Source organism: Neorhizobium sp. R1-B, from assembly GCF_004368875.1.
Taxonomy (GTDB): domain Bacteria; phylum Pseudomonadota; class Alphaproteobacteria; order Rhizobiales; family Rhizobiaceae; genus Neorhizobium; species Neorhizobium huautlense.
Map to the genome: position 1 here is coordinate 45,741 of NZ_SOEM01000006.1, position 22,600 is coordinate 68,340.

The 22,600-nt window shown below is 59.5% G+C and carries 20 protein-coding genes; 13 read left to right on the forward strand and 7 right to left on the reverse strand.

Annotation, left to right across the window (positions count from 1 at the left end):
* The first annotated feature begins 373 nt into the window (after positions 1-373).
* A complete protein-coding gene (locus EDE05_RS10780) occupies positions 374-1,105 on the forward strand; it encodes a prolyl oligopeptidase family serine peptidase (protein ID WP_105370842.1) in 732 nt (243 codons plus the stop codon).
* Between the two features lie 296 nt (positions 1,106-1,401).
* On the opposite strand, the gene EDE05_RS10785 is transcribed toward EDE05_RS10780, so the two are convergent.
* A complete protein-coding gene (locus tag EDE05_RS10785; protein WP_134100954.1) occupies positions 1,402-2,304 on the reverse strand; it encodes a LysR substrate-binding domain-containing protein in 903 nt (300 codons plus the stop codon).
* Positions 2,305-2,445: 141 nt separating this feature from the next.
* Between EDE05_RS10785 and EDE05_RS10790 the strand changes: the two genes are divergently transcribed.
* On the forward strand, positions 2,446-3,324 hold the full coding sequence (locus EDE05_RS10790; RefSeq protein WP_134100958.1) for an NAD(P)-binding domain-containing protein: 879 nt from the start codon (positions 2,446-2,448) through the stop codon (positions 3,322-3,324).
* Between the two features lie 223 nt (positions 3,325-3,547).
* Here the strand turns inward: EDE05_RS10790 and EDE05_RS10795 are convergent, their stop codons facing one another.
* Entirely contained in the window at positions 3,548-3,787 is a 240-nt protein-coding gene (locus EDE05_RS10795) for a hypothetical protein (RefSeq protein WP_105370844.1), read from the reverse strand.
* A gap of 192 nt (positions 3,788-3,979) precedes the next feature.
* On the opposite strand from EDE05_RS10795, the gene EDE05_RS10800 reads away from it, so the two are divergent.
* The 6 genes from EDE05_RS10800 (at position 3,980) to EDE05_RS10825 (ending at position 10,366) form a co-directional block, all read left to right on the forward strand.
* Positions 3,980-4,228, forward strand: coding sequence for a DUF982 domain-containing protein (locus EDE05_RS10800; protein WP_105370845.1), 249 nt, complete (start codon positions 3,980-3,982; stop codon positions 4,226-4,228).
* Positions 4,229-4,481: 253 nt separating this feature from the next.
* The gene (locus EDE05_RS10805; RefSeq protein WP_166675444.1) at positions 4,482-5,093 is read left to right on the forward strand and encodes a cyclodeaminase/cyclohydrolase family protein; all 612 of its coding nucleotides are present in this window, start codon (positions 4,482-4,484) and stop codon (positions 5,091-5,093) included.
* A 635-nt stretch (positions 5,094-5,728) separates the two neighbouring features.
* Positions 5,729-7,213, forward strand: a complete 1,485-nt coding sequence (arcD, locus tag EDE05_RS10810) for an arginine-ornithine antiporter (RefSeq protein ID WP_134100965.1) — start codon at positions 5,729-5,731, stop codon at positions 7,211-7,213.
* A 13-nt stretch (positions 7,214-7,226) separates the two neighbouring features.
* Positions 7,227-8,441 (forward strand): arginine deiminase, encoded by a 1,215-nt coding sequence (locus tag EDE05_RS10815; protein WP_134100968.1) that lies wholly within the window; start codon positions 7,227-7,229, stop codon positions 8,439-8,441.
* Between the two features lie 13 nt (positions 8,442-8,454).
* Positions 8,455-9,456 (forward strand): ornithine carbamoyltransferase, encoded by a 1,002-nt coding sequence (gene argF / locus EDE05_RS10820; RefSeq protein ID WP_134100971.1) that lies wholly within the window; start codon positions 8,455-8,457, stop codon positions 9,454-9,456.
* A gap of 1 nt (position 9,457) precedes the next feature.
* Complete coding sequence (locus EDE05_RS10825; protein WP_134100974.1) at positions 9,458-10,366, forward strand: carbamate kinase; 909 nt, start codon at positions 9,458-9,460, stop codon at positions 10,364-10,366.
* Between the two features lie 141 nt (positions 10,367-10,507).
* Here the strand turns inward: EDE05_RS10825 and gabD are convergent, their stop codons facing one another.
* On the reverse strand, positions 10,508-11,962 hold the full coding sequence (gene gabD, locus EDE05_RS10830; RefSeq protein ID WP_134100978.1) for an NADP-dependent succinate-semialdehyde dehydrogenase: 1,455 nt from the start codon (positions 11,960-11,962) through the stop codon (positions 10,508-10,510).
* A 553-nt stretch (positions 11,963-12,515) separates the two neighbouring features.
* On the opposite strand from gabD, the gene EDE05_RS10835 reads away from it, so the two are divergent.
* Positions 12,516-13,139, forward strand: a complete 624-nt coding sequence (locus EDE05_RS10835) for a TetR/AcrR family transcriptional regulator (RefSeq protein WP_134100981.1) — start codon at positions 12,516-12,518, stop codon at positions 13,137-13,139.
* Between the two features lie 88 nt (positions 13,140-13,227).
* Here the strand turns inward: EDE05_RS10835 and repC are convergent, their stop codons facing one another.
* The 3 genes from repC to repA form a co-directional block, all read right to left on the reverse strand.
* The gene (gene repC, locus EDE05_RS10840; RefSeq protein WP_134100984.1) at positions 13,228-14,580 is read right to left on the reverse strand and encodes a plasmid replication protein RepC; all 1,353 of its coding nucleotides are present in this window, start codon (positions 14,578-14,580) and stop codon (positions 13,228-13,230) included.
* 181 nt (positions 14,581-14,761) lie between these two features.
* Complete coding sequence (gene repB, locus EDE05_RS10845) at positions 14,762-15,769, reverse strand: plasmid partitioning protein RepB (RefSeq protein WP_134100987.1); 1,008 nt, start codon at positions 15,767-15,769, stop codon at positions 14,762-14,764.
* Positions 15,766-16,980 carry a plasmid partitioning protein RepA gene (gene repA / locus EDE05_RS10850; protein WP_105370851.1) on the reverse strand — a complete coding sequence of 405 codons (1,215 nt, stop codon included), beginning with the start codon at positions 16,978-16,980 and terminating at the stop codon, positions 15,766-15,768. The genes repB and repA overlap by 4 nt, the downstream gene beginning before the upstream one ends.
* Before the next feature lie 907 nt (positions 16,981-17,887).
* On the opposite strand from repA, the gene EDE05_RS10855 reads away from it, so the two are divergent.
* A complete protein-coding gene (locus EDE05_RS10855; RefSeq protein ID WP_134100990.1) occupies positions 17,888-18,199 on the forward strand; it encodes a hypothetical protein in 312 nt (103 codons plus the stop codon).
* Between the two features lie 64 nt (positions 18,200-18,263).
* Positions 18,264-19,358 carry an RHE_PE00001 family protein gene (locus EDE05_RS10860; protein ID WP_105370854.1) on the forward strand — a complete coding sequence of 365 codons (1,095 nt, stop codon included), beginning with the start codon at positions 18,264-18,266 and terminating at the stop codon, positions 19,356-19,358.
* A gap of 87 nt (positions 19,359-19,445) precedes the next feature.
* Here EDE05_RS10860 and EDE05_RS10865 read toward each other — a convergent pair whose 3' ends face one another.
* Positions 19,446-20,462 (reverse strand): LacI family DNA-binding transcriptional regulator, encoded by a 1,017-nt coding sequence (locus EDE05_RS10865; RefSeq protein ID WP_105370855.1) that lies wholly within the window; start codon positions 20,460-20,462, stop codon positions 19,446-19,448.
* 126 nt (positions 20,463-20,588) lie between these two features.
* Here EDE05_RS10865 and EDE05_RS10870 point away from each other — a divergent pair, with 126 nt between their 5' ends.
* Both EDE05_RS10870 and EDE05_RS10875 read left to right on the forward strand, forming a co-directional pair.
* Positions 20,589-21,623 (forward strand): Gfo/Idh/MocA family oxidoreductase, encoded by a 1,035-nt coding sequence (locus tag EDE05_RS10870; protein ID WP_134100994.1) that lies wholly within the window; start codon positions 20,589-20,591, stop codon positions 21,621-21,623.
* A 10-nt stretch (positions 21,624-21,633) separates the two neighbouring features.
* The gene (locus tag EDE05_RS10875; protein ID WP_112800830.1) at positions 21,634-22,536 is read left to right on the forward strand and encodes a sugar phosphate isomerase/epimerase; all 903 of its coding nucleotides are present in this window, start codon (positions 21,634-21,636) and stop codon (positions 22,534-22,536) included.
* Positions 22,537-22,600 lie beyond the last annotated feature (64 nt).

Here is a 22,600-nt window from a genome sequence, read left to right on the forward strand (position 1 = left end):
CAGCTTCTGGCGCCCTAGCGACATTGGCGCTGCCTTGCGATGTCTGCTTCAAGGAGGCGCGACGGCGACCTTTCTGACGGCCATTGAGGGCCGACCGCGGACGGACCCCTTGATCGTGCAGTAGTGAATAAGCTTGAACAGGCCCTCACCTAAACCTGCCGATTAGGGAAGCAGCGCCGTTCAAGCCTCGCCGCCTCGTTTCCATATCAATGTGACAGTCTCCACGTCGCGCGCTGCATTTCGAGAATGCAACGGTTTTGGCGCGCTAACATTTTCCCGAGCCGGACTACATCCCGGACGGGAAGACTTGAGTTCTGGTCCTTCGGATCCATCTGATGGGATTGCAGGTCCAAAATCGTAAGGAGGTCATCGGATGCGGCGGAACATTATGGCAGTGGCTTTCGCGGCTGTAGTCGGAATGTGCGGTGCGGGCCTGGCGCAGGCCGAGCAGATAAAAGCCAGATCGAACGCCAGCCTGGAGACTGATCTCAACTATCTGATGTACACGCCGGACGACTATGCGTCATCCAGCAACTCCTATCCGCTGGTTGTGTGGCTACACGGCGGCGACCAGGGCGGGACCGATATCGAGAAAGTCAAATCGAGTGGCCTTCCGAAATTGATCGAGGGCGGAAAGACATTCCCCTTCCTGGTGTTTTCGCCACAGAACCCCAGTGAAGAACTGCTTTTTCCGATCGAGAAAGTGGAGGTGGCGCTCAACGAGGTTATGTCAAAATATCGGGTCGATCGCACGCGGGTCTATGTCATGGGATTCAGCCGCGGCGGTTTCGGCACCTGGGCAATGGCAGAACAGTTTCCGGAAAAGTTCGCCGCTGTCGTTCCGATCGCTGGTGGCGGTAATCGCCACTATCTGAGCAGGACAAATGAGAAGACGGCATTTTGGGTGTTCCACGGCACGAACGATGAAGTCATCCCTTTGTCGGATTCGATCGTGCTGTACGAGCGGCTCGTCGGTCTGAAGCGCAATGCTCGCTTGAGCGTTCTGGAGGGCGTGGACCACTCAAGCGTCGAATGGGCCGCCTTGAATGATTCCGAGCTTTGGGATTGGCTTCTGAAACAGCGCCTTCAGGCCACGCCCCAGTAAGGCCTTCAAGCCTTTATTCGTGCGGGGAATGCAAGGGCGTATGCTTGCGCCACAAGCAGACATCCCATCTCAATCGATAGCGGCCAATGCGTTATTTAGTTTCTCCACGACCTCAACTCGTGCAGGGTCTCTAGGATTTTCTGCATATTTGTCTTTGAAGGGCCTGCCGGAAAGGGAGACTTTGTGTTCGGTCGTCCAAACGGGGTCCAGCATGGTGCCTGTTTCTTCGCCCGTCTCCCTGCAGAACGCGGTTCGAACGGCCACCACGAGCACCCTCCCGAATCCGGGATCGCGGACTAGGCGTCATGAGCTCGGCGAGAGAGTTTTGCGATCAAATAGTCAGCGACTATCCGAACTGAAGGCAGTTGCCCGCGGCGGTGCGGAACGAGCAGCGTTGTCGCCACACCACCTGCTGTCCATTCGGGAAAAATGCGAACAAGTGCGCCAGATTCAATGAGTGGTGCACAGAAACTGCTCGCAAGGCAAGCTACTCCAAGACCAGCCTTGGCTGCTTCAAGTAGCGAGATTGTCTCGTTAGCCGCGTAGCGAGGGAAAGGCGTGACTTTGGTGACCGAGCCTTGGTCATTGCGAAGCGTCCATACCGATTCCGAGGGCGATGCCATCAACCCATCGAATTCTCTCGCCTCCCCGGGGCGAGAAAACGCACCTTTCTCCCGGATATAGTCGGGCGAGGCGACCAGCCAGACTGGGTCGTCATATATCCGACGTTGTACGAGATCGGCATCGGACAGAGGGGCGAAGTGGTTGCGGATCGCGATGTCAAAACCCTCCTGCACGATGTCCACGAATCTGTCGGAAACGTCGAGCGTGATGCGCATTTTCGGATAGCGCGCGGCGAGGGGTGGAAGCAGCGCCGACAAACGGAATTGGGCAATGGGCAAGGATGCTGTGATCCGGACAGTTCCGCTTGGTTCGGCCAGGCGGCCCTTAATGACATGCTCCGCGGCCTCGGCCTCGATCAGCATGGCGGCGGCATGTCGATACAAATCTCGGCCGATCTCCGTCACGGCGAAGCTCCTCGAGGTTCGTTGAATCAGACGGACCCCGATCTCCCGCTCCAATTCAGCGAGCCGCTTGCTCAGCGTGGATTTGGGAAGGCGCAGCGCGCGACCAGCTGCAGCAAAACCGCCGTGATCCACCACTCGAACGAAAATGAGAAGGTCGTTGAGATTGAGCACTAATCCATCCATCGTTCTGTTTCGAAGACGATGGATCTACGAATAGCCGACTACCCCGCTTTCGTCCAATATTGCATCTTTTCAGCAACCCGCTCCCCCAAAGGGGGCGTCGTGTTGGGACATCGAGGGAAGAATAGATCCATGACCAATATTTCGGTTCTCGGCCTAGGGGCGATGGGGCAGGCGCTGGCCGCTCGCCTTCTCCAACAAGGGCATTCGGTCACCCTTTGGAATCGGACAGCTGGCAAGGCTGGCTTCCTAGTTGCTCAAGGAGCGCGTGAAGTCACCAGCGCAGCAGACGCCATTGCTTCAAGCGATCTCACTGTGATTTGCGTATTGGACTATGCCGCCGCGAGCTCTGTGCTCGATGGTGCGGCCTCGGCGCTCGCCGGGCGTGCGGTGGTCAATTTGACCAATGGCACGCCCGCCCAAGCGCGCGCCACCGCCGAGCGGCTCGCAAGCCTTACAGCCTCCTATCTCGACGGCGGCATCATGGCGACGCCTCCGATGATCGGAGGCGAACATGCCCTGATCCTCTACAGCGGCTCGAAGCCGACTTTCGACGCACATATCGGTACGCTTAAGGCGCTCGGCGCCGCTGCCTATCTCGGTGCCGATGCTGGACTGGCGTCGCTACACGACCTCGCTCTTCTCAGCGGCATGTATGGTCTGTTCGCCGGCTTCTTTCACGCTACTGCCCTTGTCGATTCCGAGGGCATTCACGCGAGGGAGTTTCTCAAGTTGCTTGGCCCCTGGATGACCGCAATGATGGGTGAACTCCCAGGATACGCAGAGAAGATCGATAGCGGCGGGCACGGCCTTAATGTGGTGTCGAACCTCGCCATGCAGGCCACCTCGCTGGAAAATATACTCACAGCCACCCGTGAGCAGGGTGTCGCCACCAGTCTGCTTGCCCCCCTGCTGGACCTGTTTCGAAAACGCGACAGTGCAGGACATGGAGACGAAGACATTTCGGGCGTGTTTGAGCTGATCCGGCGCAGAAGCGGCGCAGGTACCTGAACCCAGAATCGGATGGCGCCGCAAGCCGCGGCAAGTCACGATGCGATCCGTAAGCCCCGCGTGCAGAAATGACGCCGGATAGGGACGCAGACGTCGATATGAAGATCCGGCACGAACTTTTCGATCGACCACCGCGGGAACGCCGGACTTACGGGGCACGTGAGTTAATTCACTATCCTTGGGCCGAGCAGCACCCAGCGCGAGCGCTCGATGGCCGGGCGCCCTAATGTGTTACCTGCGGCTTCTGGAAATTTGCCGCGAGCACCGGATCATCGTCAAGGTGCTGCCACCAAACCGCAGGTTCGATCTGGCCCGATTGCCAGCATTCGACCAGTAGTTCCTGTTCGGTCGAAAGCGGCGGGACCGGGTCCGTAGCGGTGGCTTCGACGTTCGGCCCTACCAAGCCGATTTCGGCAAGGAAGCTTACAAGCGTACCGCGAATGTCCGTATAATGCATAGCCATATCTCGGTCTCCTTTCGGAAGATAACTATCATCGGCGGTGGGGGTTCCTCCCCCGACGCTTCGATCCCCTCGTGGAACGATTCGCCATCCAGTGCATTAGAGTGAGGTCGCGAGGGCGGTCTCCCGTCCCCCCCTTCAGAGATCCCAAATCTCCTGCCCTCGCGTCTCTTTTCCTCTGGAGGTAGAGGCTGCATGTTTGATGTCGACTGGGCCATTCCCGTTTCTGTCGAGCTTCATGGTGCAGGAGACCACGATCTGATCTTCTGCACCCGAGACGCCGCAAATTGCCTCCTTGAAGACTGGCCCGTCGACGACGGGGAGCATTTTCATCAGGCTCTCCGCACTTTCATGCTGGTGCTCGATGGAAAAGCAGAGCCGGAGGACGCAAGAGACGCATTCGTCGCGGCCGCAGAGGAAGCGGGGCTGGTGGTGATTGATTAGCGCTTAGCCCTTCCTCTACATAAGCGCAGGTTTGGCCGGGCTGGGTGGCGTATTGCTGCCTTTCAACATTATCGCCGACCGGATAGCATGAACCCTGCCTTGCAACCGACACCTGACCCCAGCGGCCCAACAAGCCTTCCCTGTCGAAGCCCCGAACAATGAGACGCGTGCGTCATCTGGAAGTGAGGTTGGCGGAACTTCGACAGCATTGGTTAGTTCGATCCGTTTGCGGTTGGTTCAAAGAGTATTGAAATTGACATCTGCCCTTGTAGACGAGCGATTCAAAGACATCGTCGCATCCATTGGTCGGCGAGCCCCTGATATACCAGGAAGCACTGCGTCGATCCTGGCCGCGCTCCTTGGTCTCGCGATGGGGAAGATGGCAATTGCGGTGTCGGACGACGGTGGGAACCGCTTTTCCGACGCCCGGCGGCGATTGGACGAACTTTCAGAACAGCTTACGGTATCCGCAGATCGTGATCGGCGCCACTTTCGGCGATATTTGGACGTGCTTTCCGAGGAGCCATCCGATCATGAAGCCGCCGATGATAGCGGTCTGCACGAAGCTCAGGCGCAGGCGACCGAAGAACCGCTTGCCGCGGCGCATCTTATCGTGAAGGGGCTTGAGCTTTTCCGGGATGTGGCAGGCTCTATAGATCGCAAAGTGGCAAGCGACCTCCATTCAGGCGCGAGCGTCCTGAGCGCGGCTTTCTGCGGAGCGATGATGGCCGCGGAGATCAACCTGCGTCACCAAGTTGCAATGCGTCGCCGCACATTTGGCGAGCGTGCCGACCTTTACCGGCGCCGAGGGGCAGCCCTGGAGCAGCTTGAGAAGGTGGCCGCGGACCTGGATTTTCGTTATTGAAATTGCTTCTTTTCCGAATTCATTCAGGGGGAGGCTGGGACGTAAGCGCGTCCCAGCCCAAAATCACTCAGCATGCTGGCTGTGGGGTTGCCGCGCTGCCGGAGTTCGACGCCGCTGTACCTGCCGAGCCTTGCTGTGTCGGTGTGGTCTTGCAAGGAGCGTTGGTGGATCCGGTATTGTTCGCATTCCCACCCACGCTGCCTGTCGTAGGGTTGTTGGCGTCGAGTGATGTTCCGGTGCCACCGGCTCCAGAGCCCACGGCAGCTCCTCTGTTGGTTCCGGATCCGGACGATCCAGAACCTGAATCGGTGCCAGAGCCTGAGCCGCCTGATTGAGCGACTGCTGCCGTGGCTAAGCCCAGGGAAAGAACAGTAGCTGCGAGCATTTTGACGAGCATTTTCCGCTTCCTCTTTGTTGTCATGGTCTGTCGACCGGAGACAAGTGTAACAATCGGCGCCCGCGATTGTTTCAGCGGCTGTGGAGATGGAGAGTTTATCCGCGAACACAAGTGAACCTTAGAGCTCACTAAATACGCAAATCTGCCGATTGCAAGCTTGCAACTTGACGGCGATCAATGGAGAGACCTCGGCGAAGTGGTTTCCTCCCCTCAGTTTCAAACTCAGGGAGATGAAGCCATGGCTTCCACTGACATCAACGTTGCGGGACCGATCGGTCCCGGTGCCGTCAAGAAGACGAACACGACGACACGCAAGCTCCGGGCCGGATCGCTGACCGCCCTGGTCATCGGCTCGATGATCGGCTCGGGGGTCTTCAGCCTTCCGCAGAATATGGCAGCGGGGGCGGGTCCGCTGGCGGTCATGATCGGCTGGGCCATCACCGCCATGGGCATGCTGGCCCTCGTCTTCGTTTATCAGTCGCTTGCACTCCGCAAGCCCGAACTGGATGCAGGTCCCTACGCCTATGCAAAGGCCGGCTTCGGTCCGTTCGTCGGCTTTAACAGCGCCTGGGGCTACTGGCTGAGTGCATGGATAGGCAATGTTTCCTATGCGGTCGTGGTCTTCAGTGCGCTCTCCTACTTTTTTCCATCCTTCGGTGAAGGAAATACCTGGCCGGCCATCATCGGCGCCTCGATCATGCTGTGGATCGTGCACGCGCTGATCATGGCCGGTATCCGCGAGGCCGCCATCATCAATTTCGTCGTCACCATCGCCAAGATCGCGCCGATCGTCCTGTTCATCGGGGTGGCGGTTGTCGCCTTTAAGATCGACGTGTTCTCGGCGGATTTCACAGGCCTCGGCAATGCAAGCCTCGGCTCGATCACCGCGCAGGTGAAGAGCACCATGCTCGTCACGCTGTGGGTCTTCATCGGCATCGAGGGCGCCAGCGTCTTCTCGGCTCGCGCCGAACGGCGCAAGGATATTGCGGTTGCGACGATCACCGGCTTCCTCACCTGCCTGGCCCTCTATGCGCTCGTATCGCTGCTGTCGCTCGGCGTCCTCAACCAGCCGGAACTTGCGGCCCTCAAGAACCCGTCGATGGCGGGCGTCCTTGAAGCGCTCGTCGGCCCCTGGGGTGCTATCCTGATCAATATTGCGCTGGTCGTGTCGGTGGTAGGCGCATTCCTCAGCTGGACGCTGCTCGCGGCGGAGATCCCGCTCGCGGCGGCCAAGGACGGAACGATGCCCTCCTTCTTCGCAAGGGAAAGCAATCGCGGCGTTCCTTCGATGTCACTGCTGATCACCAACCTTCTGGTCCAGGCCTTCCTGTTGGTCACCCTGTTCGCCCAGAGCACCTATCAGGCGCTGTTCTCGATCGCTTCGGCTGCGATCCTCGTGCCCTACATCTTCTCGGGGGCCTATGCGGCAAAGCTCGCAATGACCGGCGAAGCCTACAAGCCCGGGGAAAGCCGCATTGGTCCGATGGTCGCCGGCCTCGTCGCCACCGTTTATGGCCTCTGGCTCGTGTATGCCGCAGGCCCAGCCTACCTCTTCATGTGCGCCGTGCTCTATGCGCCCGGCCTGATCTTCTATGCCGCCGCCCGCCGCCAGAACGGCCAGCGGGTCTTCAGCCTCCTGGAAGCCTTTCTTGCCATCGCTCTCGTCGCGGTCGGGCTGCTTGCCGCTTACGAAATGTGGACCGGTGCGGTCAGCCCCTTCTGAAGGAGATGAGACGATGATGACTTTAGGCGTTCATTCGGAAGTGGGCCGACTCCGCGAGGTGATGGTCCACCGGCCCGATCTCAGCCTGCGCCGGCTCACGCCGGACAATTGCAGGTCGCTGCTGTTCGACGATGTCCTGTGGGTCAAGCGAGCGCGGCAGGAACACGACGCTTTCGTCGATACGCTGAGAGAGCGGGGCGTCGTGGTTCACTCCCTCGGCGACCTGCTTGCCGAGACGATGGACAACGCCGATGCCAGGCAATGGCTGCTCGGCCGGCGGGTCGCGCCGCCTGGTATAGGCGAGGACATGGTCGTCGACCTGCAGGCCTGGCTCAATGAAATGCCGTCGGAACAACTCTCCACCTATCTCGTCGGCGGCATCGCCCGGGCGGAATTGCCGTTCGAGCCGCGCGGCCTGAGCGGACGGACGCTGGCGCCGGAGGATTTCGTCCTGCCACCGTTGCCCAACCAGCTTTTTACCCGCGACAGCTCCTGCTGGATCTACGGCAGCGTGTCGGTCAATTCGATGTACTGGCAAGCGCGGCGCCCGGAGGCGGCCAATGTTGAGGCCATCTATCGCTTCCACCCGCGCTTCAAGGGCGGCGATTTCTCCATCTTCTCATCGGACGGCGAAGAGGCGCCGAGCCTTGAAGGCGGCGACGTCATGCCAGTCGGCAACGGCGTCGTGCTGATCGGCATGGGCGAGAGAACCACGCCGCAAGCCGTGAGTGCGCTTGCGAGGCGGCTGTTTGCCTCCGGACTGGCCACAGGTGTCGTTGCCGCCCTCATGCCGCGAGACCGCAGCTTCATGCATCTCGATACGGTCTTCACCTTCTGCGACCGGGATCTGGTGACCATGTATCCGCCGGTCGTCAACCGCCTGCGCAGCTTTTCGCTACGCCCGGGTAATGCAGAAGACACCATCGATATCCGGGAGGAGAATGAACCGTTCACCGAGGTCGTCGCCAAGGCAATGGGGCTCAAGGCCCTGCGTATCGTCCAGACCGGCGGCGACCGCTACGAGGCGGAGCGCGAACAGTGGGATGACGGCAACAACGTCGTTGCCGTCGAGCCCGGTACCGTCATCGCCTATGACCGCAACGTCTATACCAACACGCTTCTGCGCCGCCAGGGCGTCGAAGTGATCACCGTCGAAGGTGCCGAACTCAGCCGCGGCCGCGGCGGCGGGCATTGCATGACATGCCCTCTCGTTCGCGAAGCCGCTTAGGAAAGACACACTCATGCCCACCAATCTTCACGGCAGGAGCGTCCTGTCACTTGACGATCTCTCGCCCGACGAAATTCGTTTCCTACTGCGCATGGCGGCAGAGCTAAAGGCCGCAAAGCTGGCCGGCAACGAGATCCCTCGCCTCACGCGCAAGAATATCGCGCTGATCTTCGAAAAGGACTCCACCCGCACCCGCAGCGGCTTCGAGGTGGCGGCCTATGATCAAGGTGCCCATGTCACCTATCTCGGCCCTTCGGGCAGCCATATTGGTCACAAGGAATCCGTCAAGGACACCGCGCGCGTACTTGGCCGGATGTATGACGCGATCGAGTTTCGCGGTTTTAAGCAGGCGGCGGTCGAGGAACTGGCACGGTATTCCGGCGTCCCAGTCTATAACGGCCTCACCGACATATCGCATCCGACCCAGGTCCTTGCGGACTTCATGACGATGCGCGAATTCACTCACAAGCACCTGTCCGACACGGCGCTCGCTTTCGTCGGGGACGGCCAGGACAATGTCGCCCTGTCGCTCGCCGTCGGTGCGGCGAAGGTGGGGCTCGATTTCCGGCTCGTCTCGCCGAAAAAGCTTTGGCCGGACCGGGAGTTCATCGAGCATGTCAATGCCGAAGCCGCCAGGACCGGCGGCAAATTCCAACTCACATCGGACATCGCAACCGGAGTGAAGGGCGCCGACTTCGTCTATGCCGACGTCTGGCTTTCCATGGGAGAAGACGAGAGCGCCTGGAAGGAACGCATCGACCTCCTCCTGCCCTTCCGAGTGACGCGGGAGGTGATGAAAGCCACGGAAAATCCTTACAGCAAGTTCATGCATTGCCTTCCGGCATTCCACGACGCCAGCACGGAGGTCGGCAGGCAAATCGCCGAGAAATACGGCATAGACTGCATGGAGGTCACGGACGAGGTCTTTGAATCGAAAGCCTCCATCGTCTTCGACCAGGCCGAAAACCGCATGCATTCCATCAAGGCGCTGCTCGTCGCCACGATCGGAGGCTGAGATGCTGATCGTTGCTGCCCTCGGGGGCAATGCTCTCCTGCGCCGCGGCGAAGTGCTGACTGCGGAAAACCAGCGCGCCAATGTCAAACGTGCCGCGGTCGCCCTCGCGGAATTGATCAAGGCGGGTCATTCGCTGGTCATCACACATGGGAACGGCCCGCAGGTCGGGCTTCTTGCCCTTGAAACAGCCGGCCCCGATGGGGCCGGCCTTCCACTCGACGTCCTCGGCGCCGAGACCGAGGGCATGATCGGCTATATGATCGAACAGGAGCTTGCCGGCATCTTGAAAGACCATCGTTTCGGCACGCTGCTAACGCTCGTCAAGGTGAATGCGGACGACCCCGCCTTCCAGCGGCCCACGAAATTCATCGGTCCGGTCTATGCCGCCGAGACTGCTCGGAAACTGGCCGCCGAGCGGGGCTGGAAGGTCGCCCCCGATGGCGAGAAGTGGCGGCGCGTTGTCGCTTCACCGGCACCGCAGGCCATCCTGGAGGCGGACGTCATCTCGCTCCTTGTCCGGCAAGGCGTGACGGTGATCTGCACCGGTGGCGGCGGAATCCCTGTCGTCGAAGGACGCGACGGCAGCCTTCAGGGCGCCGAAGCCGTCATCGACAAGGACGCGGCAAGTGCCCTTCTTGCCGAACAACTCGGCGCCGACATGCTCCTTCTGCTGACGGACGTGGACGCCGTTTATGCGGATTTCGGCAAGCCGGCTGCACGTCCGCTCTCCAAGATTGATTTGTCCGCGGTGGATGAAAGTCAGTTCCCGGCAGGATCGATGCGGCCGAAGATTGCCGCGGCGGCCCGTTTTTCGAGAGACGGTGCCCGACGGGCCGCGATCGGCCGCCTCGAAGACGCCGCGGCGATCGTGGCGGGTGCGAAGGGAACGATCTTTTCCGTGGAGCCGTGATAACGTGCCTTCCCCAGCAGCAGAACGACGTGACCCGACCACACGTCGGCGCTCGATCGTTCCTCAATGCTGATGATAAGCAGAAGCAGGATGTGCGCGACAAAACTCCGCAGCCGCGGATGATCGAAGGGTTCCTGTCAATCAGCCTATGCCGCCGAGGCACACATATTTGATCTCGACGAATTCCTCGATGCCGTAGCGAGAACCTTCACGGCCGAGGCCGGAAAGCTTGACACCTCCGAACGGAGCTTCAGCGGTCGAGATCAGGCCGGTATTGACGCCCACCATGCCGTATTCAAGCGCCTCGGCGACCCGGAATACTCGGGAAAGATCACGGGCATAGAAATAGGAGGCGAGGCCGAATTCGGTATCATTGGCCTGCGCAATGACATCCGCCTCGTCCTTGAAGCGGAAAAGCGGTGCCACCGGCCCGAACGTCTCCTCCCGCGCCACGGCCATGTCGGCCGTCACATCGGCCAGAACTGTTGCCTCATAAAATGTGCCACCAAGCGCATGGCGCCCGCCGCCCTGAATGACGCGGGCACCTTTGGATAAGGCGTCGCCGACATGCTCCTCGACCTTTTCCAGAGCCGCCTTGTCGATCAGAGGCCCAAGAACGACGCCCTCGTCGAAGCCGTTACCCGTTTTCAGCTTGCCGACCGCCGTAGCGAGCTTTGCCGCGAATGTATCGTAAACACCGTCCTGCACATAGAGCCTATTGGCACAGACGCAGGTCTGGCCGTTGTTGCGATATTTGGCGATCAGTGCGCCTTCGACGGCTGCATCCAGGTCCGCATCGTCGAAAACGATGAAAGGGGCATTGCCGCCGAGCTCCAGCCCGAGCTTCTTGATGGTCGGCGCGGACTGCCTGTAGAGCTCCGCACCAACTTCGGTCGAACCGGTAAAGGTCAGTTTCCTGACGATCGGGTTGGCCGTCATCTCGCCGCCGATCTCGCGGGCCGAACCTGTAATCACGCTGAACAGCCCTTTGGGCAAGCCCGCCCGTTCGGCCAGCACTGCCAGCGCGATCGCCGAAAACGGCGTCTGCGATGCGGGTTTCAGCACCATGGCACAGCCGGCGGCCAGCGCCGGGCCGGCCTTGCGGGTGATCATCGCATTCGGAAAGTTCCACGGTGTAATCGCCGCCACCACGCCGATCGGCTGCTTCATCACCATGATGCGCTTGTCGGGCTGGTGGCCCGGAATGAGATCGCCGTAGACGCGTCGGCCCTCTTCCGCAAACCATTCGATAAAGCTCGCGCCATAAACGATCTCACCGGTCGCTTCGGTCAGCGGCTTGCCCTGCTCGAGCGTCAGGATACGTCCCAGATCGTCCTTGTTGGCGATCATCAGGTCGAACCATTTGCGCAGGATCGCCGAGCGGTCCTTCGCGGTCCTTGAAGCCCATTGCTGCTGAGCGGCCTGCGCCGCTTCAATCGCAGCGCGGGTCTCTGCCGCGCCGAGCTTCGGCACGTGGCCGATGATCTCGCCAGTCGCCGGGTTGTTGACTTCTACCGCGTTCGACGGATCGGCATCGAGCCAGCGCTCGCCCACCAGCGCAGCCTCGCGAAACAGTGTCGGGTCGTTCAGTTTCATCGCCTCATCTCCTTTTGATGCGATTCCTGCGGATCGCCGAGAGCCGCCTTCTCCAGAGGAGAACATATTGCCGGCCTCCGGCCAATCCAAGCGCCGGCAATCAGGTTGTGCCTTGGGGGGAATTGAGGCGTCCGATTCTGCCACATAGCGAAAAACGGCATGGTCGAGGGCGGAGGACATCATAAGCTGGTGCCACGACACCGGTACGACGAGTGTCCGCGACGAACGTGGTCGTCACGGTGCCAAAAGGGATGGGCAGGCAGTCGGTGTGTTAGATGGATGTCAGGTTTTCTGCCTGCCCGATCGCTTCGGCTTTTCCGGGGGATATGGCTGCGGAGGGTCCAAATTCCGAAACCATTTCGTCCCGCGGTTGGCGCCCTGACGGCGTTGCCGTGCCTTAAACGACCGCAATCGAGCGCCGGATGCTCCCCGTTTGCGGAGAACGGTTCGCGACCCGGCTCCCTGCTCGATGACGCGATCACTATAACCGCGACCGGAAGGTAATGGCGGAGCGGGGATGTTTTTCGCGGGCGGCCGCTGAAATGACATAGGAATTTCTCCTGAGGCGGCGCGAAATCATCCGCGCTTCCCCCCGCGATTTTTAGCGCAAGCCGCGGCAAATCGCGAGGTCGTCATCGACGTCGCAAGCCGGCTGTTTAGAGAGCACGGTTTTGATGGCATCGGATTGACGGACCTGATGAAAGGTGCGGGCCTCAACCAAGGCGGATTTTATAAGCAGTTCGAGTCCAAGGACGATCTTGCAGCGCTTGCCTCAAGGCGGGCGATGGAAAGCTCGACCGGCAGATGGTCGACCGCCGCGGCCTCGACCCCGGATCCGCTGGAGGCCATAATCCGTTTTTATCTCTCAAAGGATCATCGAGGTGAGAAAGGCGAAGGTTGCCCCTTGGTGGCGCTCGGTTCTGACGTGGCACGTCGTCAAAGCGAGGAGGTGAAGCTTCCTTTTCAGGACGGCATAAAGGCTCATCTCCAAGTGCTGGACGAACTCATGGACGTGACCGAGGGCTCGGAACCAAGCGGCAAAGCAATGACCATATTGTCGCTCATGGTGGGTGCAGTCACACTCTCCCGCATCCTCGACGAAGGTTTGTCGCAAGACGTCCTCAACGCAGCTGCCGACGAAGTCAGGCGTATTGCGGCCTCTCCAGCAGGAAAATGAGGCGTGCTGTCCGAAGCCCAGGGGCTTTTGCTGCTAGTTATTTTGAGTAGGGCGAAAAGCCCTCCGGCCGCGGCTGCCATATGCGTGGTCAATTGGCACTGCAATATTCCGACGAGACGGTAACGTATTGCTTTTTCTGAAGTGGCTTTTCGTTGTTAAACGTAAGCGGCATCTCCGTTTCATTACTGCTGGTACCGACTTTGGCATGAGTCCGCAGGACGGCCATGAGCATCCGGTTTGGAACGAATTGGCGGCGTTCGCATCGCTTGGTCAGATCACGCAGGTATCCGCCCGGCGAATTGATGGATGTGGCCCGCTCGAGGATACAGGCCATAACGATCGCCGTCGTTTCAATCCCCATCGTGGCGCAGGCCTTGGTGTAGGCTGTCGTGCTCACATCGAACATTGAACGCACAACGGCAGCGGCGGCGGCAAGATCGCGCCAGTTTCGGACAGATCCGGCTGGGGCGTAATCGATGATCTGGGGGCATGCTCGAAGCACCAGATCGAGCGTTATCCCTTCGGAAGACGGTGTGTGATTTGGGATGTCTTCATCGACATCAGGCAGCTGTTCGGTGACTTCGACTTGCTGGTCCAACGGATTTGGAGGCGGAAGATGATCTCGGATGCAGATGTTTTCAGATTCAAAATTGAAGTTTGGTTTTGAATCCTGTTTGTGGCGCTCATTCTGGGATTCATTGGCGCTCAGATTCCGAATTTTAACTTGTGACTTCAGGCTCTTAACGATGAAGTGGTGAAGTTCGTTCATCTGCTGCCGAATTGGCAGGAGGGTTTCCAAGGTGGGGTTGCGAGGGATCTGCGCGGTAATTGTACGAAATTCGGCCAACAAATCATCCCAATCTCCGGGAAGTGCTTCGGCCTTGGCAGTCGCGAGCAGCTTGGAGATATCGCGTCGGCAGATGCTGATCTGTTCCCTGGTCGCCTTGAGATTTTCTCTGTCGGTTATGATCCCGGCAGCAAGGCAATCGATTTCAGACGCTCTGGCGAGCAGAGGCGCAAGGCTGAAGCCGAAAACCTCGCTGATTTGCCCGCTCCGTGCACGCCGCGCGTAACGTTTTCCATTTGGACTATCCTTGCGGAAAATCAGGCCGGCCTCGATCAGCATGGAGAGATGCCTGCGAAGAGTTGCGGGCGTCATCCCCCTTGCCCGGAGAGAGAGCTGAGCGTTTGAGGGGAAAACAACAAGGCTGCTGTCTTGGCTGAGTTCGTCCGCCGGATAAAATGTCAGGAGCGCATCAAGAACGGTCAACGACCGGTCACTGATCCCCAGGGCTCGGCGGGCTTCGCAGACCGATCGGAATAGTTTCCACTTGTTCCGGCGCATTCCAGGTTCGATCTGGTCGGCGAGATGCTGGTTTGCCAGCATTCCAAGCGACATCGATCGCCGCCCGAAGGGCGTCGTTATAAATTCATGCCTCATTTGCCTTCACCTTGGTTTAGGCAAAAGAAATCCACTCGCCCGAAAGGCGCCAAAACTCTTGACAGTGATTCTCGGAAATGCGATTCTCGAAGCTGTCGAGACTACGAGGAAAGCTTCCGTGACGGTAACGTTCGGGGGCTTTTTTCTTTTGCTGGATGCTCCTGCTTTGGTTCCGTGTTGTTCAGTTCTTAGAGCGATGCTCTTCGAACAAAGCCTTGAGGCGATCGAGCACGAAGGCTGCAAATTCCGGCGCCTCCCTTCGATCGATAAGAATTTCGACGCGAGTATCGTTGTGGGTGACCTTTGCCAGGCGAGCGCCTGTGCCGGTTGCCCAGACATCCGACTTGGCCTTTTGCGGCCGCGGCTTGAGATGCTCCATCAGCGCCTTGAACCGGTCTTCGGATTCCCACTCGGCGATCTCGGACCGGCCCAGGAAGGCTTTGGCCCGGTCTACGACCTTGTCGGTGGATAGGAGATCGGAAAGCTCCATCCAGCTGCGCCTTCCGACCGATGGCGCGGGACCGATCATATCGATCAGTTCTGCCGGGATCCGCGACACCACTGAGAGCATGTTGGACAGGTCGCTTTTATAGAGCGACATGGCGGCCATGATGACGTCGCGGGGAAAGCGCTGCTGCAATCGCTGCGCAAACCGCGCTTTTTCTATGTAGGTAAGGTCCTGGCGCTCGTTGTTTTCCTGTCCCTGGGCGACGACGAGCTGTTCGTCCGATAGTTCGCGCACGATGGCATTGATCTGCTGGCCGAGCTCGGTGATGGCACGCAAGCGGCGGTGACCGAAAGCGACCTGATAGCGGCCTGGGATTTCTGGATGGGGCCGGACCAGAATTGGTACTTGCTGCCCCTGCTCCCGAATTGACGCCACGAGCCGGTCATGTGCTTCCTTGGCGCCAGGCATACGGTCTGGAATGAAGGAGGGATCGATATCAGCGGTATCCAGGGAAATGACCGCATGGCCCTGCGACAAACGCCTCTCGATCTCGTCGGCACGGCGATTGCGGTCGTTCACTTCGCTTAAGGATTGGCCGATGGCACCTACGGGCGACCGTGATCCGTTCTCCAGCAATTCCGGTGAACCGAGGATCGGCCGCAAACGATTCTTGGCTGTCCGAATTTCCGGCTGGGCTGGCGCCGGTGGTTGCAGATTGGCGAAAACGTCTTTTCTGCTCATGCGGCCCTCCCCCATGCTTTCTTGATCAGAGTCTCTATCTCTGCATTGACGTTGTTCATGGCCTCCAGCGCGCGATCGTATGTGGAGCGCGTAAATTGACCGCGCTCCACTTCGAAGAGCGTGTTGTTGGTAAGCCCGGCATCGGAGACCGCGGTGCTTTTCAACATCGGATGGATCAGCACATGTTCACCGAATATGGAGCGAAGGAATGCCACCATCTGATTTTGAGGCCCATCACTGGGCTCGAAGCGAGTGACGAGATATCGCATCCAATTGTAGTCCGAGCGTGCTCCGGCATTGCTGATCTCTTCGAGCAGATCGCCAGTCATTGCCAGAAACTGGTTCATCGACATGACGTCCAGCATTTGCGGGTGCACGGTGACAAGGACGGATGTCGCGGCCGTCAGCGCTGAGAGCGTGAGGTAGCCGAGTTGTGGCGGGCAGTCGATGACGACGACATCATAGAGATTTTGCGCCTGAGCAAGCGCCTGCCCGATCCTTGCGAAAAACAAGGTGTCTCCGACTTGCCGCTTCATCAGGGCGCGGGGTGTATCATGCTCGAACTCCATCAGTTCGAGGTTTCCGGGAATGAGATGTAAGTCCGGAATATAGGTCGCCCTGACAATCTCGGCGATCGGGCGGCGTTCGCCGTCATAACGGATTGCTCCGTAAAGCGTCTCGTTTGGTCCGACATCGATTTCGGGTTGGTGCCCGAAAAGTGCAGAAAGGCTCGCCTGGGGATCGAGGTCGATGGCAAGGACGCGGTAGCCTCTTAAGGCCAGATACTGGGCGAGATGCGCCGACGTTGTGGTCTTGCCGGAGCCACCTTTGAAATTCATGACAGCAATGACCTGGAGCGCCTCATCTCCGCGGCGGTGAGGCAGATATCGCCGCCCGCCCCTGCTGCCTTGGTCAAGATGAACACGCAATGCCTGGATATCGTCGACGGAATAGCTGCGGCGCCCGCCGGTTTGGCTGGCTGCGAGATCCGGCATTTCGGCAGCGACCTGTCGCAGATACCCCTCGCCGATGCCGATCAACTTGGCGGTCTCAGCCGGCGTGAAATTGCGAATTGTCTTTTCCGCATTGGGCGGAAAGACGGCCATATGATGGGCCTGCAACTGCGCCGACAGGGCAGCGGAATGATGCTGGATAAGTCCCTTGAGGTCCGCCACCGGGGGAGCGGCATTCTTCTCAACAGCTTGCTTCATTTACTTGAGCGCCTAATTTCTAAAACTACGGTTCTGGGCGAGGAAAACGTTTTTTACCGCAGTTAATGAAAGAGACCCGATTCTGTCGATTTGGCAAGGGCTTTTTGGTTAACGACCCCCTAACCGGGCGGCTGTTAGCCGCGGCTAACTTGCGTTTCATACGCGGTATCGGGAGCCGCATTTTGGGAAGAAGATCAGATTCGCGGAGCGGCGGATTGGGCCGCGCCACGAATTGGAAGCGAGGCCCGGTCTTCTCTCTCGCTTGTGTTTCGGCAGTTAGCCGCGGCTAACTGCCGTCAATCCTTCGGCCTGTTGGGCCAAACCAGGGTTCTCCGGTCGAATTGCGAGCCAGCAAGAAGAGGGCTGTCTTTGCCGCCGTTGAAATGGTTGGACTGCATTGCTGCGTCCGAAAGGGTGCGTGTGTCTGGATACGCGCGGAAGGCAGGGGCCCAGCTTTCGGGGCGGCGGCCGGACTTCGCGCGGATCTCTGGCTGGTGTCGCAATCCTGCGCTGGCGCATAGGGCCTCCATCTCTTCTTTAGCTCTGAACTCTCTGTGGGACCTGCGGGCCTCGAACTTGAACGCCCCAACCGGCGGGGTTGCCGTCTCGGCAAACTCGGACTTGCCCGTAGAAGTCGCTCCCGGCTGCTGGTCGCATTTGCGCTCAGGGTAGAAGTGGGTTCTGCCAAGGCAAGTCCGGCAAGTCCGGCGCTGCATCGCAGTCATGGGCTGAAGGGCGTCTTTGCCAGGTGATGTGGGCCCAAGTTGGTGCCGCGGCTTATGCCGAACTGCGAGGTGAACGAGTGTCATCTGATGCATCAGGAAGTCATCCGTGGACTGCATGATCGGGCTGCAGACGGGTTGTCCTGCCATCCTCAAGGTGGAGCGGAATCTAGTTCGGTAATTTTTTGGAGGACTTCCTGCTGCCCCGCGTCTTTGTCGATGATGGCGCCATCGCTGTCGTCATCTTTCCTCCCAGGGAGGATCGATGCTCCGGCAGCCGGCGCAGTGATTTGGCGGAGGACGATATGTGGAGTTGCCCATCATCGATGCGTGCAATGTTGTCTGGGCAGGTCGGCCTAGTCAGAATCAGCCAGCACGGATATGATGAGGGCTACGATTCGTGCATCGCTGCGGTGGTCGAGTTCATCGCTTCGGCAAAGCTCATGCGGGCGACCCCAATATTCATCATTCGCCGGGTGGGTGGCGATTATGGTTAACACCCAGTGATGAAACCAAACACCCTTATAGCTTTCAAAAGGCAAATCAGATAACGCTTTTTCAATGCGTTACGAATTATCCAAATTGCCCTTACAGGACCTGCTCACGCCCTTAAGCGCTGCGACCTCGGCGCTGGCACGGGTGGACGAGCGGATTAGCCGTTCATCTGTCGGGCCGGGATGGTTGGCGCGTACCCATTTTTCCGAAGCATGTGCTTCCTTGTGGGTCGACGGAGAGTTGGTCCAGCTCGAGGACCTGGTGCTTTACGATGCCGGCATGAGCGTGCGTGCGCCAACCCACGAACTGACAATTGCGCATGACGTCCTGCGTACCCGTCGGCGAATTTTTTCTAACCCGCCCGAATGGGCCATGAGTACCGAGGGCTTGCGTTGCCTCAGGGGAAGGGGAGGCGAGACCGATCAATCCGATAACGCCGCAGCTATGACGCATGAGCATTCATCCGAGGAGGGGGACGAGGATGATCCGCTTGCCGTCCATCTTGCTGCCATCGATGCGCTTCTGGCACGAAGCGAGGTGCTGCTTGCTGAGGCCAGAACCACGGAGCCCCAGCTGCGGCGCGACCGGGATCCCCTTGTTTATGAGGCCGATTGGGATGAAGACGAGCGGCTTGCGGAGTGGCGGTCTGTCGACATGGAGACGGAGGGCCTGCCGCCGCTGCTCAGGGCAGCCTTGCTGCTGGATGCTTGGAACGTCCTGCAGGTCTTTCAGCATGCGCCCTGGCTCGGTCGGCAGTTGACCGCCGCACTCCTGCGGCAGATTGGAGCCACCAGCGCGCATCTCGCAACAATCAATCTCGGGCTGAAGCAGATCGCGCGCGAGCGTCGGGCAAGCCGAGACCGGGATACGCGGCTGAAGGCATTTCTTGACGCGATCACGATGGCGGCTGAATTCGGCTCGAAAGAGCACGACCGGCTGCTCCTGGCAAAGCAGCAGATGCAGCATCGAGCCGCCGGCAGGCGGCAGTCATCAAAGCTTCCTCAGCTGATCGAGCTCGTCCTCTCCACGCCAATGGTGTCTGCGGGCATGATCGCCGAGGCGCTCTGCGTTACCCCCCAGGGAGCGTTGAAAATTGCCGCCGAACTCTCGCTGCGGGAACTGACCGGTAGGGGAAGGTTTCGGGCTTGGGGCGTGATCTGAAAACGGATCTGGCGGTCTGCCGCCATGGCAGATAATGGGCCGCCACCTTGGCACAATTGCGCCTCGGCATGTGCTGCGCAAGCAGTTTCAGCCGCTTTCGCCTTCGATCAGCGTCATCGGCCACAGTTTTTGTCGCGGAGCTTTCGGATAAAGTTCGGCATAGGCAGGCATTGCGGACAAAAGCCCTTCGGCGAGGGCAACTCCGAGGTCGCGAAGCGACAGGTCGAATCCTGTGAGGGTGGGAGACAGAAAACGTGCGTGCGGGCTTTGGCGACCGATAATGGCGATATCGCGCCCCGGCTGCAGCCCCACTTCCTCCAGGCCGCGGTAAAGTCCTGTGACGAGCGTCTCATTGACCAGGATAAGAGCGGTGGGGGGGCGTTCGATGGTCTTGATGTCCCGAGCCACCTTGTAACCACCCATTTCGCTCGGAGTAGTCCGGAAGATATGGTGCTCAGACAATATCAACCCGAAACGGGCGAGGGCTTGGCGGCACCTTTCGATAAACACGTAACCGAGATTGAGTTCGCCATGCGGCCAGACAAATCCGATCTCCCGGTGGCCTGCCTTGACGAGCCGCTCGACGGATTGCTCGGCCATTCCCTCAAAATCAAGATCGATCCAGGGCTGGCCGACATCCGTCAGACTGCGGCCCAGCGTGATAAAGGGGATTTGGTGACGCGCCAGAAATTCAAAACGAGGATCGTGGCGCCGCGTGGCTGACAAAATAAGGCCATCGGCAAAACCGCGCGCGACCATGCGCTTGAGGTAATCGTCCGGGTCCTCTTCCGAGGAGCATAAAAGTGCAACGAGGTCGAGCTTGTGGCGCGCCAACACCGCTTGAACGCCATCAAAGACGCTCATGAAGAAGGTGTCGCCCTGGCCGGTGATTTCCCGGCCCGTCTGCATCATGAAACCGATAACGCCGGTTGCGCCCTTGCGCAGAGCCCGGCCGGATTGGTTGGCGACATAGCCAAGCTTTTCCGCCGCCTCCAAAACACGGCGCCTGGTTTCTTCATTGACGTCGGGTTTGCCGTTGAGGGCGCGCGAAACTGTGCCAATCGAAACATCCAGATGTTCTGCCAGCCGGCGAATGCCCTTCATTGTTCTGTCCACCAGATCGTAATCGTTTTCGAAACCCTATTGACACAGAACGGAAACCGCAACTAGGATCGTAAACGTTTACGGAGATGGTGAAGGAGCATCACCTCTGTCAGCTGGAGGAAGATCGTGACATTGAAGGCCGTCTTATGCGGATGTGGCGCCATGGCGCACGGGTGGATGCGGGCTCTTGCCATGCAACCTGACCTGGCGAGGTCGGTCACGATCGCCGGTCTGGTCGATCTGGATATTGCCGTCGCCCGATCGCTTGCCGAAGCCTTCGGCCTCAGCGATGTCGAAATCGGAAACGATCTCGAAGCGGTGCTTGAGAAAACGAATGCCGATATTCTCTTCGATGTGGTGATACCAGCCGCACGCCAGCCTGTCGTTGCAGCCGGCCTGAAACACGGCTGCCACGTGCTCAGCGAAAAGCCCATGGCTGCATCACTCGATGAGGCCCGGCAGCTCGTGCGGCTGGCCGAGGAGGCCGGGCGCATCCATGCGGTCGTGCAGAACCGCCGCTTTGTCTCAGGCGTGCGCCGGATGCGGCGCTTCGTTGAAAGCGGGGCCATCGGTGACCTGTCCGGCATCCACTGCGACTTTTTCCTCGCGCCGCATTTTGGCGGGTTCAGGGAAGCCATGGACAATGTGCTGCTTCTCGATATGGCGATCCATACATTCGATGCTGCGCGGTTTGTCAGCGGCAGGCAGCCCCAATCCGTCTACTGTGTCGAAACCAATCCGCCAGGCTCGTGGTATGCGCATGGAGCGTCGGCAAACGCGGTCTTCCGCTTCAGCGACGAGGTGGTTTTCACCTATCGCGGCTCCTGGTGTGCGGAGGGGCGACGGACGAGCTGGGAGAGCTCCTGGCGGCTGGTCGGATCTAAGGGCATGCTCACCTGGGACGGAGAGGAAAGCTTCGATGCCACGGTTGCCGGCGACGAACCCGGCCTGCTGCGGGGGCATCGTACTGTCGACGTGCCGGCTGCGCCACATGAGGAAGAGACCTATGGTCATGCCAGCGTGATTGCTGGCTTTCTGGAGTCGATCCGATCCGGTCGGCCTCCGGAGACCGCCGGTTTTGACAATATCAAGAGCCTAGCCATGGTTTTTGGCGCAATCGAGAGCGCAAAGACCGGTCAGCCTGTCGCCATCCAAGCATGAGGTTTTCAACGTGAGCAATCCAGCCAAGTCTATTCGCATCGGGACAATGGTCAGCGCGACGAAGGGCAATGCCGCCGAACGGATCGGCCAGATCGCTGATCTTGGCTTTGAGAGCTTCCAGCCCTTCTTCTGGCAAACGACCAACGGCCAGAACGTGGGTGACCTTGGCAAGCGTTGCCGCGAGGCAATCGGCGACCGCGACATCACCATTTCGACCATAGGCATGTTCGGCAATCCGTTGGAAGAAACGGAAATGGATCTGCAGACGCTGCAGGGTTGGAAGGATTGCATCGACAACGCCCACCATTTTGGCGCCACATGCGTCGCCGGCTTCACCGGCCGGCTGCGCGGGCGGCCGTTGCCGGAAAGCCTGCCGCGTTACCGCGAAATATGGAGCGAACTTGCCAAGCGGGCTGCCGACAAGGGGATCAGGATCGCCTTTGAAAACTGCGCCATGGATGGCAATTGGCAAACGGGCGACTGGAACATTGCCCATAATCCGGATGCCTGGGAACTGATTTTCAACGAAACGCCGGATGATCATATCGGTCTCGAATGGGAGCCGTGCCATCAGATGGTTTATCTGATCGAGCCGCTGCCGCAGATCCGCAAATGGGCTGCGAAGATCTTCCATGTCCACGGCAAGGACGCGACGATCCGCTGGGACGTCATCCGCGAACACGGAATTTTCGGCAAACATCCTTTCGTTTTCATGCGCACGCCGGGCTTCGGGGATACCAACTGGACGGATGTCATCTCCGAACTGCGACTGGCGGGGTGGACGGGATCGATCGATATCGAGGGGTGGCACGATCCGGTCTATCGCGATGCGCTCGAGATGACCGGCCAAGTACATGCACTGAACTATTTGAAGTCCTGCCGGGGCGGTGACTTTGTCATCGATCCCGCCTGACGCAGCCTCTCTTGCCGGATGACCTGGAGGAGGCATTCGCAGCGAGTACAACCTGAAGGAGGAG